The organism is Haemophilus sp. SZY H53 (assembly GCF_054332375.1).
This window is the reverse complement of the sequence record NZ_JBTGNV010000001.1, coordinates 1-15,742: the sequence shown is the minus strand read 5'-3', so window position 1 is coordinate 15,742 and position 15,742 is coordinate 1. Positions and strand designations below refer to the sequence as shown.

General features: G+C 39.2%; 16 protein-coding genes. 9 read left to right on the top strand and 7 right to left on the bottom strand.

The window, feature by feature from the left end:
- Positions 1-2: 2 nt before the first annotated feature.
- The 3 genes from lrp to ACXVWB_RS00070 form a co-directional block, all read right to left on the bottom strand.
- Complete coding sequence (gene lrp / locus ACXVWB_RS00080) at positions 3-482, bottom strand: leucine-responsive transcriptional regulator Lrp (RefSeq protein ID WP_005695827.1); 480 nt, start codon at positions 480-482, stop codon at positions 3-5.
- Between the two features lie 82 nt (positions 483-564).
- Positions 565-1,944, bottom strand: a complete 1,380-nt coding sequence (radA, locus tag ACXVWB_RS00075; protein WP_049380993.1) for a DNA repair protein RadA — start codon at positions 1,942-1,944, stop codon at positions 565-567.
- A 26-nt stretch (positions 1,945-1,970) separates the two neighbouring features.
- Positions 1,971-2,993, bottom strand: coding sequence for a CYTH domain-containing protein (locus tag ACXVWB_RS00070; RefSeq protein WP_128787162.1), 1,023 nt, complete (start codon positions 2,991-2,993; stop codon positions 1,971-1,973).
- Positions 2,994-3,131: 138 nt separating this feature from the next.
- Here ACXVWB_RS00070 and ACXVWB_RS00065 point away from each other — a divergent pair, with 138 nt between their 5' ends.
- The 7 genes from ACXVWB_RS00065 (at position 3,132) to ACXVWB_RS00035 (ending at position 9,663) form a co-directional block, all read left to right on the top strand.
- Complete coding sequence (locus tag ACXVWB_RS00065) at positions 3,132-3,812, top strand: TIGR00153 family protein (RefSeq protein ID WP_128787161.1); 681 nt, start codon at positions 3,132-3,134, stop codon at positions 3,810-3,812.
- Positions 3,813-3,847: 35 nt separating this feature from the next.
- Positions 3,848-5,110, top strand: a complete 1,263-nt coding sequence (locus ACXVWB_RS00060; RefSeq protein ID WP_128787160.1) for an inorganic phosphate transporter — start codon at positions 3,848-3,850, stop codon at positions 5,108-5,110.
- 78 nt (positions 5,111-5,188) lie between these two features.
- A complete protein-coding gene (locus tag ACXVWB_RS00055) occupies positions 5,189-5,797 on the top strand; it encodes a TIGR04211 family SH3 domain-containing protein (protein ID WP_049356518.1) in 609 nt (202 codons plus the stop codon).
- A 61-nt stretch (positions 5,798-5,858) separates the two neighbouring features.
- Positions 5,859-7,103: a multifunctional CCA addition/repair protein gene (locus tag ACXVWB_RS00050; RefSeq protein ID WP_049356516.1), complete on the top strand. Its 1,245-nt coding sequence runs from the start codon at positions 5,859-5,861 to the stop codon at positions 7,101-7,103.
- A 64-nt stretch (positions 7,104-7,167) separates the two neighbouring features.
- Positions 7,168-7,791, top strand: a complete 624-nt coding sequence (gene lolB, locus ACXVWB_RS00045) for a lipoprotein insertase outer membrane protein LolB (RefSeq protein WP_005698818.1) — start codon at positions 7,168-7,170, stop codon at positions 7,789-7,791.
- Positions 7,791-8,684 (top strand): 4-(cytidine 5'-diphospho)-2-C-methyl-D-erythritol kinase, encoded by an 894-nt coding sequence (gene ispE, locus ACXVWB_RS00040; protein WP_049356514.1) that lies wholly within the window; start codon positions 7,791-7,793, stop codon positions 8,682-8,684. The genes lolB and ispE overlap by 1 nt, the downstream gene beginning before the upstream one ends.
- A 31-nt stretch (positions 8,685-8,715) precedes the next feature.
- Positions 8,716-9,663: a ribose-phosphate pyrophosphokinase gene (locus ACXVWB_RS00035; RefSeq protein ID WP_128787159.1), complete on the top strand. Its 948-nt coding sequence runs from the start codon at positions 8,716-8,718 to the stop codon at positions 9,661-9,663.
- A 322-nt stretch (positions 9,664-9,985) separates the two neighbouring features.
- Here ACXVWB_RS00035 and mdh read toward each other — a convergent pair whose 3' ends face one another.
- On the bottom strand, positions 9,986-10,921 hold the full coding sequence (gene mdh, locus ACXVWB_RS00030) for a malate dehydrogenase (protein WP_128787158.1): 936 nt from the start codon (positions 10,919-10,921) through the stop codon (positions 9,986-9,988).
- A 186-nt stretch (positions 10,922-11,107) separates the two neighbouring features.
- Here mdh and argR point away from each other — a divergent pair, with 186 nt between their 5' ends.
- Both argR and ACXVWB_RS00020 read left to right on the top strand, forming a co-directional pair.
- Positions 11,108-11,566 (top strand): transcriptional regulator ArgR, encoded by a 459-nt coding sequence (gene argR / locus ACXVWB_RS00025; RefSeq protein ID WP_049362727.1) that lies wholly within the window; start codon positions 11,108-11,110, stop codon positions 11,564-11,566.
- Positions 11,563-12,447 (top strand): TIGR01777 family oxidoreductase, encoded by an 885-nt coding sequence (locus ACXVWB_RS00020; protein ID WP_289901866.1) that lies wholly within the window; start codon positions 11,563-11,565, stop codon positions 12,445-12,447. The genes argR and ACXVWB_RS00020 overlap by 4 nt, the downstream gene beginning before the upstream one ends.
- 46 nt (positions 12,448-12,493) lie before the next feature.
- On the opposite strand, the gene folC is transcribed toward ACXVWB_RS00020, so the two are convergent.
- From folC to truA, 3 genes are all read right to left on the bottom strand, one after another.
- Entirely contained in the window at positions 12,494-13,798 is a 1,305-nt protein-coding gene (gene folC / locus ACXVWB_RS00015; RefSeq protein WP_128787998.1) for a bifunctional tetrahydrofolate synthase/dihydrofolate synthase, read from the bottom strand.
- 4 nt (positions 13,799-13,802) lie between these two features.
- Positions 13,803-14,693: an acetyl-CoA carboxylase, carboxyltransferase subunit beta gene (gene accD, locus ACXVWB_RS00010; RefSeq protein WP_197546806.1), complete on the bottom strand. Its 891-nt coding sequence runs from the start codon at positions 14,691-14,693 to the stop codon at positions 13,803-13,805.
- Between the two features lie 65 nt (positions 14,694-14,758).
- Positions 14,759-15,553, bottom strand: coding sequence for a tRNA pseudouridine(38-40) synthase TruA (gene truA / locus ACXVWB_RS00005; RefSeq protein ID WP_289901867.1), 795 nt, complete (start codon positions 15,551-15,553; stop codon positions 14,759-14,761).
- Positions 15,554-15,742: the final 189 nt, after the last annotated feature.

Here is a 15,742-nt window from a genome sequence, read left to right as displayed (position 1 = left end):
TTTTATTTTAGTACGAGATAATTAGTTTGTTTCACTTCTTCCATGACAACATAAGTTCGGGTGTCATTCACACCAGGTAAGCGCAATAATGTGGTACCCAATAATTTTCGATATGCCGCCATATCTGCTACACGTGTTTTGAGTAAATAATCGAAATCACCTGATACCAAATGACATTCGAGAATTTCATCAAGCGCTTGAATCGCCGCATTAAACTCTTCGAAAACATCCGGTTTACCACGCACGAGCGTAATTTCAACGATCACCAATAAAGGGGCATCCAATAATTCAGGATTTAATAGTGCCCGATAGCCCATAATCACACCTTGTTTTTCTAAGCGTTTTACCCTTTCTAGACAAGGTGTTGGGGATAACCCCACTTTCTTTGATAAATCGATATTAGAGATTTTACCGTTGCGTTGTAATTCATTTAAGATTTTGATATCAATGCTATCTAACGCTTTATTTAATTTCTTTTCCATAACCTTTCCTTATGTACGGCGTATATTCTATCTAATTTATCAAAAACTTTCAGTAATCAGACAGCAATAGGACAACGTTTTTTTAGAAATTATCCAAAATGGCAAGTGCATCAGCGAGTTTTTTCACCGTAAAAACTTCCATATTCTCAACCGCACTTTTCGGCTTATTGGCAAAAGGGACGATCGCGCGTTTAAAACCATGTTTTGCCGCTTCACTAATGCGTTCTTGACCGCTGGTTACCGGACGAATTTCACCGGCTAACCCTACTTCACCAAAGACAACTAAATCTTGTGGCAATGGACGATTACGAAAACTCGAAATTAATGCAAGCAATAACGCAAGATCTGCTCCAGTTTCTCCGACTTTTACCCCACCAACGACATTCACAAAAACATCTTGATCCGACATTTGTAGTCCACCATGACGATGTAATACCGCAAGCAATAAAGCTAAACGATTTTGCTCTAACCCCACCGCCACACGGCGCGGATTTGCAAGCATGGAATGATCCACTAACGCTTGAATTTCCACCAAAAGCGGACGCGTTCCTTCCCAAAGTACCATGACCGAGCTACCTGGTGTTTGTTCATCTCCACGGCTTAAGAAAATTGCCGATGGATTTTTCACTTCGCGTAGGCCTTGTTCGGTCATACCAAATACCCCTAGCTCATTCACTGCACCAAAACGGTTTTTATGACTACGTAACGTACGGAAACGGGAATCAGCCTCCCCTTCCAGCAATAATGAACAGTCAATGGCATGCTCCAATACTTTTGGCCCCGCAAGGGTACCGTCTTTGGTGACGTGCCCAACCATAATGATAGCGACCTGTCGGGTTTTCGCATAACGAGTAAGAAAAGAGGCACATTCACGCACTTGTGCCACACTTCCTGGAGAGGATTGAATATCTGAAAGATGCATAACCTGAATCGAATCCACCACAATAATTTGCGGTTTTAATTGATCCGCCAAATTACAAATTTGCTCAACTGAGGTTTCAGATAACATATTTAATTTATCTGTCGGTAGATTCAAGCGATTAGCTCGCATTGCCACTTGTTGAAGCGACTCTTCCCCTGTTACATAAAGTGCGGTCATATTTTTTGCTAATCCACACATCACTTGAAGTAGCAAGGTACTTTTCCCCGCACCAGGATGCCCACCAATTAAAATGGCACTCCCCGGCACGATCCCACCACCTAACACGCGATCTAATTCTTTAAATCCACTGGTGAAACGCGGTGTCTCTTGCAAGCTAATTTCAGAAAGCGTTTGGATTTTTGCGCGAGTTTCTCCTGCATAACCACTAAAACGATCATTTTTTGTGGAATTTGAGGCTGAAATTAACCGCACTTCGCTAATGGTATTCCAGGCTTTACAGGCAGAACACTGCCCTTGCCAGCGCGAAAATTCTGCGCCACAATCATTACATACGTAAGCGGTTTTAGGAGCTTTTGCCATTTTTATTATCCTTTCGAGAACCCGTTTTACGCCATCAACATCATTAAGCCAAGCATTCTTTCAAAATACGCACGGCGCTTTAATAAGGCTTTTAACTTCTCAATAGTTTGAACATTATCTTTTGTTTCGCTATGAAAGGTAATCAAACCTTTTATTTCATTAAGGAAAAATTGATTACTTGCTAATAATTCAGCGGATCGATTTTCTTCCAGTTTTTCAAACAAGGCTTTGTTATCATCATAATAATGATAAAGATTGAAAAATGCGCCGACACGTTCAACGGTTTTCATAAAATCGAAAGCAAACACATCCGTTGGGAATGAAAGCGTTTCCTCAATCAATTGCTGCTCCATTTTCATGACCGCACTTAATTGTTCGCGAGAATCAACCGCACTTCCCTCACGTTCTTCTTTTAAGAAATCCCGCCATTTATTTAACCAATCAATCAGAAGTGGTTTACTGCCTAGTTGATAGCCTCGTTTCGCTTTACTTGCTGAACTAAAATACACATCCTGTTCAAAAGGTAAAAGTGAGACAAAATAGAAAAGATCTGAAACAAGCCCTTCTTTTAATTCAAATTCAATTTCGCAGATAGGCTGTGTTTTCTCCCCTGATAGAATCTTCCCCTGATCAAAAGCCACTTCAATTTTTGATGCACCAAATGCAATCAACCAAAAAGTGCGGTTAAAATCTGTTGAGAAAATTGGTTGTAATGTAGCGGAAGGCAAGCTTTCAAATGGATACAATGAGGTTAATTGTGCCGATGTAGGTACGGAATTATCAGGTATAGATAAATTGTATTCTGGACGACTATGCAATCCGCCAACCACTTTTCCGTCAGTTTTTAAGGTTAGTGTGAAATCATTATTTTCTCGACGAACACGCAATCCCATTTTTTGTTTTGCCAAAAAATGATCGGGATAATCGAAATAAGTATTTCCTAGAAAGATCGTATTTTGCTCTAAAATATTGAATTGATTGAGGTGTGTTTTTAGGATGTCGAAGGCGTCAGGGGCGACAGCAAGTTTTAATTCAACTTCATTACTCATTTTATTTTTCCTTATCAATTTTAACTGTTTAAATATACAGATAATTTTATACAAATCAAGATCTTTTTCGTGTATTTCCTTATAAAATCAGGTAATATGCAACGGAAATTTTAACCCTTGTTATGGAGTACCTCCCCTATGGCAATGAATAATATTCTCGGATTATTTGCCCATTCTCCTTTGAAGCCTCTGCAAAAACACTCAAAAAAAGTAACAGAATGCTGTGACTTACTGGTTCCATTTTTCAAATATACGTTTTTAAAACAGTGGAATGATGCAGAACAAACACGTTTGGATATTTCTCAATGTGAACGTGAGGCTGATAGCTTAAAACGCGAAATTCGTTTGAAATTGCCTCGTGGTTTATTTTTACCTATTGATCGTACTGATTTGCTCGAATTAGTTACACAACAAGATAAATTAGCTAATTATGCCAAAGATATTGCTGGTCGTATGGTTGGTCGACAATTTGGTATTCCTGAGAAAATGCAGGAGGAATTTTTACATTATGTTCAGCGTAGCTTAGATTCTATTCATCAAGCACACTTGGTGATTGAGGAAATGGATAAATTACTTGAAACTGGTTTCAAAGGACGTGAGTTAACATTAGTTAACAATATGATTCAAGAGCTTGATAGCATTGAAGATGATACAGATCAAATGCAAATTAAGCTACGTAATATGCTCTATACGATTGAAAGTCATTATAATCCTATTGATGTGATGTTCCTATATAAAATCATCGAATGGGTAGGTGTATTAGCTGATCAAGCTCAACGTGTTGGCTCTCGTATTGAATTAATGCTTGCTCGTTCCTAATTTTGACGACATTAACTACAACATAGGAAATCACTATGGAAATTATTAATGCATACGGTTCGTGGTTAGTCTTAATTACCGCGGCATTCGGTTTTTTTATGGCATTTGGTATTGGGGCCAACGACGTATCAAACTCAATGGGTACCTCGGTTGGTTCTGGTACCATTACAGCCAAACAAGCAATTATTATTGCCCTTATTTTTGAATCTGCCGGGGCTTATTTAGCCGGTGGTGAAGTAACAGAAACCATCAAAAGTGGTGTGATCGACCCCACTCAATTTGTCGAAATGCCAGACGTATTGGCATTAGGAATGCTTTCTGCTCTCTTTGCATCAGGCGCTTGGTTATTTATTGCTACTAAAATGGGTTGGCCTGTTTCAGGTACTCACACCATCATTGGGGCTTTAATTGGTTTTGCTTGTATTACGATTGGTCCAAGTTCTGTTGACTGGTCTACTATCGGTGGGATCGTTGGAAGCTGGTTTATCACCCCCGTGATCGCAGGACTTTTAGCTTATACCATCTTTGCAAGTATCCAGAAACTCATTTTCGATACAGAAGAACCGCTGAAAAACGCACAAAAATACGGGCCTTACTACATGGCGATTACCGTATTCGTACTTTGTATTGTGACCATGGCAAAAGGTTTAAAACACGTTGGATTAAACCTATCAACAAATGAAACGCTCGGTATTTCATTTCTAATCAGCATCATTGGTATGATTTTCTGCCACTTCTACTTCCGTAGTAAAAGATTCACTGAAAAAGCGACAAAAGGCACATTCGGTTCAGTAGAAAAGATTTTTAGTATCTTAATGCTTTTAACCGCTTGTGCTATGGCATTCGCACATGGTTCTAATGATGTAGCCAATGCAATTGGTCCGCTTTCTTCGGTGGTATCAATCGTAGAAAATGGTGGGCAAATCCTCAGCGGTGGGAAATTAACTTGGTGGATTTTACCCTTAGGTGCATTAGGTATCGCAGTAGGTCTTATTGCGATGGGACAAAAAGTGATGGCGACAGTAGGCTCAGGTATTACCGATTTAACTCCGAGCCGTGGTTTTGCCGCACAATTTGCAACAGCGATGACCGTTGTAGTGGCATCTGGTACGGGTTTACCAATCTCCACGACACAAACCCTAGTAGGGGCAATCTTAGGTATCGGTTTCGCTCGTGGTATTGCGGCGCTTAACTTAACAGTTATCCGTAACATCATTAGTTCATGGGTTGTCACATTACCTGCTGGTGCATTCTTTGCAATTATGATTTTCTACGTTCTTCGAGCAATTTTTCACTAATATAATTATTAAAAGTGCGGTGATTTTTCATTACATTTTTTAATCGCACTTAGCTTATTTACAATTTTGGGAAGTATTATGTCAAAAATCAATAAAGTTTTATTTTCTTGCGTTGTATTGATTTCAACTATTGGAACAGTACAAGCAGAGACAAAATATGTGACAGAAAATCTGAATACATATTTACGTCGTGGTGCTGGCGATCAATTTAAGATCGCAGGCGCCATTCAATCTGGTGAAGCTGTGACCGCATTGGAACAACAGGGAAAATATACCCTGATTCGTGATAATAAAAATCGCGAGGCATGGATTTTAACCTCGGAACTGAGTTCTACCCCAAGTAGCCGTGAAGAAAATCCAAAATTAAAAGCTCAAATTCAAGAACTGACTTTAAAATTAAATCGTGTTGATTCTGATTGGCAGCAGCGCACAAGTGAAATTCAACGTCGCAATAAGCAATCTGAGCAACAAAGTGGGGAGTTACTTGAACTAAATGCACAACTTAAACGTGAATTAGACATGATAAAAAATAAAAATCGTGATTTAGAAGCAATGCTTGATGCCAATAAACGTGAAATTGCGATCCAATGGTTTATTTATGGTGGCTCGGTATTAGGCGTAGGTTTATTAATCGGTTTAATATTACCTTACCTTTTACCAAGACGTAAACGTCGTAATAGCTGGTAATGATTCATCGCAGAGGTAGGCATTCGCCTACCTTTTCTTTATATTTTAATGGGAGAGTAAAATGGACATTTATCTTGTCGGCGGTGCAGTACGTGATCAACTTTTAAGTTTGCCTGTGAAAGATCGTGACTGGGTTGTCGTGGGAGCTACACCAGAAATGTTGCTGGCTCAAGGTTATCAACAAGTTGGCAAAGACTTTCCTGTTTTTCTCAATCCTGAAAGCCATGAAGAATACGCACTTGCCCGTACAGAACGAAAATCAGGCAAAGGTTATACGGGGTTTATTTGTGATTTTTCAAATGATATTACACTTGAACAAGATTTAATTCGTCGAGATCTCACCATTAATGCCATTGCAAAAGATAAGGAAGGCAAGCTGTACGATCCTTATCATGGCGTAGAGGATATTCATCAACGTATTTTACGTCATATTTCGCCTGCTTTTGCTGAAGATCCACTTCGTGTATTACGTGTCGCTCGCTTTGCGGCTCGATTCCATCATTTAGGTTTCTCTATTGCCGAAGAAACCCTTAAATTAATGGCTGAACTTACTGAACAAGGTGAACTTGCACACTTAACGGCTGAGCGTGTTTGGATGGAAACGGAAAAAGCATTAAACGAACCGCATCCTGAAATTTATTTTGAAACACTGCATCAAGTCGGCGCACTCAAAGTGCTCTTCCCTGAGATTGCCGCCTTAGATGGCGTACCAAACCCAGCTAAATATCATCCTGAAATTGATAGCTTTGTTCATACCATGCTCGTATTACAGCAAGCCGTTAAACTGACAGAAAATACCAATTTGAATAAAAGTGCGGTCCGTTTTGCAGCAATTTGTCACGATCTTGGTAAAGTCCTTACACCCAAAGAAAATTGGCCTAGTCATCATGGACATGAAAAAGCGGGGATTAAACCGACTCGTTCATTATGTAAACGTCTTAGAGTCTCTGGCTATCTTCAAGAATTAGCTGAATTAACTTGTGAATATCACACGCATGCACACAAAGCATTAGAACTTCGTCCAGAAACGGTAGTGAAACTCTTTAACACTTTTGATGTTTGGCGCAAACCTCAGCGATTTGAGGAATTTTTATTGGTATGTTTATCTGATACTCGCGGACGAACGGGCTTTGAAAATAAAGAATATCCGCAAATTGATTACCTCAAAACACTTTATCAAGCTGCTCTAGCTGTTGATGTGCAACAAGTGATTTCCGATGGTTTTGAAAAGCAAGGTATTCGAGATGAATTAACACGTCGAAGAATTGCCGCAGTGAAAGCCGAGAAAACTCACTTAAATGCTTAATCCAGCTTTACTAAAAGTAAACTACCCCTTACAATATGCGCAATTTTTTAGTAAATATTTTGTTATGAAATTATTAAAATCTCTTCTTGCACCTGTATTTGCAAGTGTGATCTTATCCGCTTGTACCCTTGATGCAGAACGCCCAACAGATGTTCAACATATCGATAAGAACGATATTACGTGGCAACAGCACCTCAAAAAAATCAAACAAATTCAATCTTATAGCACAAAAGGACAAATTGGTTACATCAGTCCACAAGAGCGTTTTTCTAGTCGCTTTGAATGGCAATATCAAAACCCTAAAGCCTATAAGTTAAAACTTTATTCTCTGATTAGCAAAACGACGCTAACTATGGAAATGCATCCTAATGGCATGACGATTTCAGATAATAAAGGCAATCAACAATCTGATAAAAATGCCAAATTATTGTTACGCGAAATCATCGGAATGGATGTGCCATTAGAGCACTTATCTTATTGGTTAAAAGGTCAGCCAGCAGATAACGCAGATTACCAAGTTGGAACGAATCATCTTTTATCCGAATTTAGCTACCCACTTGATGGCTCAATGTGGACAGCCGATTACTTAAGTTATCATGCCGATAATTCGATGCCTGAAAATATTCTGTTAAAGAATAAAAGTACATCACAAACCCTAAAAATTCGTGTGGATGAATGGGCGTTCTAATGAAAACACATCACTTTTCGACCGCACTTTCAACTTCGCTTGGAAAGCCTAACCGCTTTCCAAGCCCCGCAAAACTCAATTTATTTCTCTATATAAACGGTAAACTGCCAAACGGCTACCACGAATTACAAACCCTTTTCCAATTTCTTGATTTCGGCGATTGGCTCACTATTGATATTTGCCAAGATAAACAAATTCGGATCACTCCTGAAATCCCTGGCTTACCTCTAGAGCAAAACTTAATCTATCGTGCAGCCACGCTCCTACAAGAAAAAACCAGCTGTACACTCGGTGCAACAATTCATTTAGATAAAATTCTGCCAATGGGCGGGGGGATTGGTGGCGGCTCATCCAATGCCGCAACGACACTGCTTGCTTTAAACTATTTATGGCAAACCCATTTATCCATTGATGAACTTGCCGAACTTGGGCTAAAACTTGGGGCTGATGTGCCTATCTTTGTTCATGGCCAAGCCGCTTTTGCTGAAGGTGTGGGTGAAAAAATTCAATACTGTGAACCGCAAGAAAAATATTATGTAGTACTGAAACCTGAAACCTCGATTTCTACTGCAGTGGTCTTTAGCGATCCCGATTTGCCACGCAATACAGAAAAAAGATCCCTTGCCGAACTGTTGAATCAACCGTTTGCAAACGATTGCGAAAAAGTCGTGCGAACTCAATATCCTGAAGTTGAAAAAGCACTACTATGGTTGCTACAATATGCACCAGCCAGATTAACAGGAACTGGGGCTTGTGTTTTTGCTGAATTTGATGATGAAAAATCAGCACAAGCTGTTTTCCAACAAAAACCGAAGGAATTTTTCGGTTTTGTTGCTAAAGGATTAAACGTTTCACCATTACATACCATGTTGAAACAACTCTCGACCAACTAATTTATCTACACTCAACCTGAGGTTATATAAAATGCCAGACATTAAACTCTTTGCTGGAAATGCTACGCCTGAGCTAGCAAAAAAGATTTCTGAACGTCTTTACATTTCATTAGGCGATGCCACCGTTGGACGCTTTAGCGACGGTGAAATCCAAGTGCAAATTAATGAAAATGTGCGTGGTGCAGACGTATTTATTATTCAATCCACCTGTGCACCAACGAATGACAACCTGATGGAATTGATTGTAATGGTTGATGCTTTACGTCGTGCATCAGCTGGTCGTATTACTGCCGTTGTTCCTTATTTCGGTTATGCTCGTCAAGATCGTCGTGTGCGTTCTGCTCGTGTTCCAATCACTGCAAAAGTGGTAGCAGATTTACTTTCAACAGTAGGAATTGACCGAGTATTAACTTGTGACTTACACGCAGAGCAAATCCAAGGCTTCTTTGATGTACCAGTTGATAACGTATTCGGTTCACCTGTTTTACTTGATGATATCTTGAAGAAAACCGATCTTGTCAATCCTATCGTTGTTTCGCCAGATATCGGCGGTGTGGTACGTGCACGTGCGGTAGCGAAATTATTAAATGATACCGAAATGGCAATTATCGACAAACGTCGTCCACGTGCAAACGTATCGCAAGTGATGCACATTATCGGGGATGTCGCAGATCGTGATTGTATCCTTGTCGATGATATGATTGATACAGGTGGTACATTATGTAAAGCCGCTGAAGCATTAAAAGAACGTGGTGCAAAACGTGTATTTGCTTACGCAACTCACGCCGTATTCTCTGGTGCAGCCGCACAACATTTAGCGAGCGATGCGATTGATGAAATTGTCGTGACAGATACTGTTCCACTTTCACCTGAAATGCAAGCGCTTGGTAAAGTTCGCGTACTGACTCTTTCTACCATGCTTGCTGAAGCAATTCGTCGTATCAGCAATGAAGAATCTATTTCAGCAATGTTTGAATAATTCTTTCGCTTAGTATTCATTTTAAAAGTGCGGTCGGAAAATCTTGTGTTTTTCGACCGCACTTTTTTATACTTTCGTTAAAAATAGACATAAAAAAAGTGCCCCATTGGGGCACTACTCGGAAAGCAAAATAGATGTCGGCTATTTAAAAATAGCACTTGTTTTTAGTGATTAAAGAATACGACAAAGTCCTTTACATTGCAAATAGCAATATTCAAATTTGTGAGCTAAATCACGATTTTTCTTCACTTTTTTATGTTTAATCGTTTTCGTATAAAAAAAGAGGAGCTGACTACTCCTCTTCTCCAGAAATAGAATTAAATTAGCCGTTAATAAATTTTTCGCCTAATTCAATATCCGCACGCAATGTTGATAACATTGCTTCTAAAGCTTCTTGTTCAAATTTGCTTAAGGTACCGATTGGTAAAATTTCTTCTACACCTTCTTTACCTAAACGTACAGGTTGAGCAAAGAAACGTGCATATTTACCGTCACCTTCAACATAAGTACATTCAACCACAGTTTCGCCGCTTAAGCCTTTCACTAATGAACGCGCAAAACGTGCTGCCGCTTGAGCCATAGAAAGTGTTGCAGAACCGCCACCTGCTTTTGCTTCAACCACTTCAGTACCTGCGTTTTGGATACGTTTAGTTAATGGTGCAATTTCCTCTTCTTTCCACTCAGCATACTGAACTTGTGAAAGTAATGGAAGAATCGTCACACCTGAGTGTCCACCAATTACCGGTACGCTTGTACGAGAAACATTTAAGCCTTTTAATTCAGATACAAATGTTTCAGAACGTAACACGTCTAAAGTGGTGACACCGAATAATTTACGTTTGTCGTAAACACCCGCTTTTTTCAATACTTCTGCAGCAATCGCAACCGTCGTGTTCACAGGATTGGTGATAATACCTACACAAGCTTTTGGACAAGTTTTTGCAACATGTTCAATTAAGTTACGCACGATACCTGCATTGATATTGAAAAGATCTGAACGATCCATGCCCGGTTTACGAGCTACCCCTGCAGAAATTAAAACGACATCCGCACCTTTAAGTGCAGGTGTTGGATCTTCTCCTGCAAAACCTTCTACTTTAACCGCTGTTGGGATATGGCTCACATCTTTAGCCACACCTGGTGTCACTGGTGCAATATCATACAGTGCTAATTCACTTTCAGCGGGTAATTGTAATTTAAGTAATAAGGCTAATGCTTGACCAATGCCGCCTGCTGCGCCTAATACTGCAACTTTCATAAAATACTCCTCATGTATTAATCAATCCTAACTAGGTAGGATTTTAAGGTTTTCATTAATAAATTACAAACAGAGAAATTCAATTATGAGATCTAGTTCAAACTTTTCAAATGACAGGTTTATTTTAATTGCCTAAAATGAATTTTTATGCAATTCTTATGCAGATTCCCCTATATGAGAATATCTATGTCAGATCAATTAACTAAAGCATTTAAAGAACTGCTCAATCAAGAACGATTTGCTTCTCAAAGTGAAATTGTTGAAGCCTTAAAAAACCAAGGATTTCAAAGCATTAACCAGTCTAAAGTTTCACGCATGCTAAGTAAATTTGGTGCAGTTCGTGCAAGAAATACGAAAATGGAAATGGTGTATTGCTTACCAAGTGAATTAAGCGTTCCCGCCACTAGCAGCCCATTAAAAAATCTGGTTTTAGATATTGATCACAATGATTTCGTTATCGTCATTAAAACCTCTCCCGGTGCGGCACAGTTAATTGCCCGCTTATTGGATTCCATTGGTAAACCTGAAGGCATTTTGGGTACGATTGCGGGAGATGACACCATTTTTGTAACACCAACAAAAGACATAACAATCAAATCACTTCTAGAGCAAATTCAAATGCTTTTTGAAAGTAATCTATCATGAATATCTTAGTGACCGGCGGAACGGGATTCGTTGGAAAACCCTTAGTTGAAGCGCTACTTTCACGTGGCGATACCGTGACAGTATTAACTCGCTCTATTGAAAAAGCCCAATCTATTTTTCTTGAAAAAACACCTCAATTTTTGACCGCACTTTTAACACTCAAAGACTTGAATACCTTTGATGCGGTTATTAATCTTGCCGGTGAGCCAATCTTCGATAAAAAATGGACAGTTCAACAAAAAGAAAAACTGCGTCATAGCCGAATTAATTTAACACAACAGCTTGTCCAACTTATTAATCAAAGTGATAATCCACCCACCTTGATTTCGGGTTCTGCAACGGGAATTTATGGAAACTGCGGTGACGAGCAGATCACTGAAAATACAAATCCAAATACTCAATTTACCGCTCAACTTTGTATTGATTGGGAAAATGCGGCAAAGCAAGCCAACACAAGAGTCTGTTTAGTGAGAACCGGGTTAGTGCTTTCTCCAAAAGGTGGGGCTTTTGCAAAAATTCTACCGCTCTATCGCTTCGGATTAGGCGGAAAATTAGGGAATGGTGAGCAATATTGGAGTTGGATCGCGTTAGAGGATATGGTAGAAGGCCTGCTCTTTTTACTTAATCATAATAATTGTGAAGGTGCATTTAATTTTACTGCACCACATCCAGTTAAAAACAAGACCTTTAACCAATTATTAGGTCAAGCATTACATCGTCCTTGTTTTGCTCACGTGCCTCAATTTTTACTCACTTCTCTTCTCGGTGAACGTACTTGCATTCTATTAGACAGTCAGAATGCCTATCCAAAACATTTGTTAGATTGTGGATTTACATTCAAATATTCAGAATTAAGTGATTATTTCCATAATATACTTTAAAAACAAAAGGCTGACATTTTATCAGCCTTTTTACTTTGCAAACCCATTATGCTAAATATTCTAAAAATTCCCCTACGGTGTGGAAAGATCCAAATACCAGCACAATGTCATTTTTATCTGCATTTTTCACCGCACTTTGCACACCTTCAATGACAGAGTCTTCAGAAACACTTTTTGCTGATGGGTAAACTGATGTTAATTTTGCATTCAAGTCATCACCCGATTGACCACGGTAACCACCTAATGTGACACAATGCCATTGGTCAATAATGAAAGTAAGTTGGATAAACACCGACTCGGCATCTTTATCTTTTAACATACCACAAACGGCAATAATGCGACCTGAAATTTGTGTTTTAAGTGTGGTCAATTTTTCGGCTAAATATTTTGCCGCATGAGGGTTATGCCCAACATCAATGATCACTTTTGGCAACTGTGAATAGGATACATTCAAGCGATCTGCTAGCTTTTCTAACTGATTACCTTTCAATTGTTGGAAACGCCCCACCAATTCCACTTCAATTAATGAACGTTTGATAGTCTCAACAGAAATATCAAAAGGCAGCAGTTCAACAGCTGCCAAAGCTGTTGCGGCATTAGCTAATGGAATTTGGCAAAACGGCAGATTTTCTAACCGCACTTTATTACTCTGCCACATCCAAGTTTGTTCATTAGCTTTAAACGACCAAGTAACATCTCGGCGTGAAACATGACAATGTAATTTCTCAGCTTGTTCTAACATAGGCTGCGGAACATTAGGTTCGCCAATCACAACCGGTTTATTCGTACGGAAAATACCCGCTTTTTCAAAGCCAATTTCTTCGCGAGTTGAACCTAGAAAATCTGTATGATCAATATCAATACTGGTGATAACCGCCAGATCATTATCCACAATATTGGTTGCATCTAAGCGTCCACCAAGCCCCACTTCTAAAATGACGACATCAAGCTTCGCTTGTTTGAATAAATGCAACGCTGATAAAGTGCTAAATTCAAAATAAGTGAGGGACTGCGTTTTATGCTTTTCGATGAAATCAAAAGAAGCAGTATGCATTTTATCCGGCAAGTCTTGATTTTGAATACGAACACGTTCGTTATAACGCAATAAATGAGGTGAGGAATACACACCCACACGCAAGCCGTGATTTAACAGAATAGTTTCAAGCAAACGACAAGTCGTGCCTTTGCCATTTGTCCCCCCTACCGTGATCACATAAGGTGCGGGATTCAAGAGATCCAATTCTTCTGCCACGGATTTTATGCGCTCTAGCCCTAAATCAATAGCTTTAAAGTGACTGTTTTCCAAATAAGAAAGCCACTCAGCGAGTGGCGAAGTGGCTTTTAAATTCATTATATTACTCATGTTCAACAACTTCTACTTCAACAAAAGGTGAAGGTTGATTGGTGAGTTTGCTTAAAAGGTTTCCAAGGGTTGAACGCATTTCTGAACGTTTCACGATCATATCAATTGCCCCTTTCTCGAGTAAGAATTCACTGCGTTGGAAGCCTTCTGGTAATTTTTCACGTACGGTTTGTTCAATAACTCGTGGGCCTGCAAAACCGATTAATGCTTTTGGTTCAGCAATGTTTACATCACCTAACATCGCAAAACTTGCAGATACACCACCTAATGTCGGATCCGTTAATACTGAAATAAACGGCACACCTTTTTCACGCATTTTAGCTAATACCGCACTGGTTTTTGCCATTTGCATTAATGAGAAAAGTGCTTCTTGCATACGTGCACCACCACTTGCAGAGAAACAAACAAACGGACAATTTAATTCCATTGCTTTTTCTGCCGCTTTCACAAATTTTGAACCCACAACAGAGCCCATTGAACCGCCCATAAAACTGAAGTTAGATGCAGCGACAACTACAGGCATATTGTAAAGTGTACCCGTCATTGTGATTAACGCATCTTTTTCACCGGTTTCTTTTTGTGCAGCAGTAATACGATCTTTATATTTTTTTAAATCTTTAAATTTAAGAATATCTTTTGGTTCTAAATCAGCCGATAATTCTTGGCTTGAACCTTCATCTAATAAGGCTAAAAGGCGCTCACGAGCATCAATGCGCATATGATGGCCGCATTTTGGGCAAACATGTAAATTACGTTTTACTTCTTCGCCGTAAAGGACTTGTTCGCAAGAGGTACATTTTGTCCAAACCCCTTCTGGCACGTTTGCTTTACGTGATGTAGCGGAAGAGGTTCCTTTGCTAAAAATTTTATCAATCCAGCTCATTTTTTACCTTTTTTATTAACTAGAAAAGTTTGCGTATTTAATCATAATTTAGCGAAATTTGCTAGTCAGATGAGATTATCTTCTAAAAACAACGGCCCTAAATTTTTCTGTGGAATCGCAAATTTTTCAGGGTAAATGACATTCACTAAATATAAGCCTTCGGGTTTCGCTGTTGGAGCGGCTAATTTACGATCTTTTTGCTCTAACAACCATTTCATCCACTCAACAGGTTGATTACCGGCACCGACTTCAATCAAGCTTCCCACAATGTTGCGTACCATATGATGCACAAAAGCATTGGCTTGAATATCCACAATAATGTACTGCCCTTTTCGCATCACATTTAAATGATGCACATTTCGCCAAGGGGTATTTGATTGACACTGTGCCGCACGGAAAGAGGAAAAATCATTTTCGCCCAATAAAAACTGCCCCGCCTGGTGCATTTTCTCTTCGTCCAAATCTAAATGGCAATGGGTAATTCCTTCCGGCAAAATGGCTGAACGCAATTTATTACAATATAAAATATAACGATAACGACGCGCGGTTGCCGAAAAACGGGCATGAAATTCATCATCCACTACTTTTGCCCAACTCACTGAAATATCATCAGGCAAATTCGCATTAGTACCAAATGCCCAGGCTTTTTCAGGGCGAACCGCTTTGGTTTCAAAATGAACGACTTGTCCTGTGCCGTGCACACCAGAGTCTGTTCTGCCCGCACAAAATACTTCAATTTTTTCATTTGCCACAAAAGATAACGCTTTTTCTAATTCTTCTTGTACGCTACGCACTTTCTCTTGTCGCTGCCAGCCACAATACTGTTTTCCGTTATATTCAATGCCTAAGGCTATCTTCATTGGAAAATACTCCTAAAACGATTTCAAATTTGACCGCACTTTGCCCAAAAAGAAAAAACACCAATAACTCATCATTATTGGTGTTCTTATCACAAGCTAAAAATTAAGCACGTTTGAAGTCAAAATGTACAAATTTAAAAACACCAAATTTTAAATAATAAAATCAGTTTATTACGCATCTGTGATATT

Excerpts from the sequence above, each read along its gene's own strand:
- lrp (WP_005695827.1), bottom strand. The coding sequence starts at position 482 with ATGGAAAAGAAATTAAATAAAGCGTTAGATAGCATTGATATCAAAATC.
- radA (WP_049380993.1), bottom strand. The coding sequence starts at position 1,944 with ATGGCAAAAGCTCCTAAAACCGCTTACGTATGTAATGATTGTGGCGCA.
- ACXVWB_RS00070 (WP_128787162.1), bottom strand. The coding sequence starts at position 2,993 with ATGAGTAATGAAGTTGAATTAAAACTTGCTGTCGCCCCTGACGCCTTC.
- ACXVWB_RS00065 (WP_128787161.1), top strand. The coding sequence starts at position 3,132 with ATGGCAATGAATAATATTCTCGGATTATTTGCCCATTCTCCTTTGAAG.
- ACXVWB_RS00060 (WP_128787160.1), top strand. The coding sequence starts at position 3,848 with ATGGAAATTATTAATGCATACGGTTCGTGGTTAGTCTTAATTACCGCG.
- ACXVWB_RS00055 (WP_049356518.1), top strand. The coding sequence starts at position 5,189 with ATGTCAAAAATCAATAAAGTTTTATTTTCTTGCGTTGTATTGATTTCA.
- ACXVWB_RS00050 (WP_049356516.1), top strand. The coding sequence starts at position 5,859 with ATGGACATTTATCTTGTCGGCGGTGCAGTACGTGATCAACTTTTAAGT.
- lolB (WP_005698818.1), top strand. The coding sequence starts at position 7,168 with ATGAAATTATTAAAATCTCTTCTTGCACCTGTATTTGCAAGTGTGATC.
- ispE (WP_049356514.1), top strand. The coding sequence starts at position 7,791 with ATGAAAACACATCACTTTTCGACCGCACTTTCAACTTCGCTTGGAAAG.
- ACXVWB_RS00035 (WP_128787159.1), top strand. The coding sequence starts at position 8,716 with ATGCCAGACATTAAACTCTTTGCTGGAAATGCTACGCCTGAGCTAGCA.
- mdh (WP_128787158.1), bottom strand. The coding sequence starts at position 10,921 with ATGAAAGTTGCAGTATTAGGCGCAGCAGGCGGCATTGGTCAAGCATTA.
- argR (WP_049362727.1), top strand. The coding sequence starts at position 11,108 with ATGTCAGATCAATTAACTAAAGCATTTAAAGAACTGCTCAATCAAGAA.
- ACXVWB_RS00020 (WP_289901866.1), top strand. The coding sequence starts at position 11,563 with ATGAATATCTTAGTGACCGGCGGAACGGGATTCGTTGGAAAACCCTTA.
- folC (WP_128787998.1), bottom strand. The coding sequence starts at position 13,798 with ATGAATTTAAAAGCCACTTCGCCACTCGCTGAGTGGCTTTCTTATTTG.
- accD (WP_197546806.1), bottom strand. The coding sequence starts at position 14,693 with ATGAGCTGGATTGATAAAATTTTTAGCAAAGGAACCTCTTCCGCTACA.
- truA (WP_289901867.1), bottom strand. The coding sequence starts at position 15,553 with ATGAAGATAGCCTTAGGCATTGAATATAACGGAAAACAGTATTGTGGC.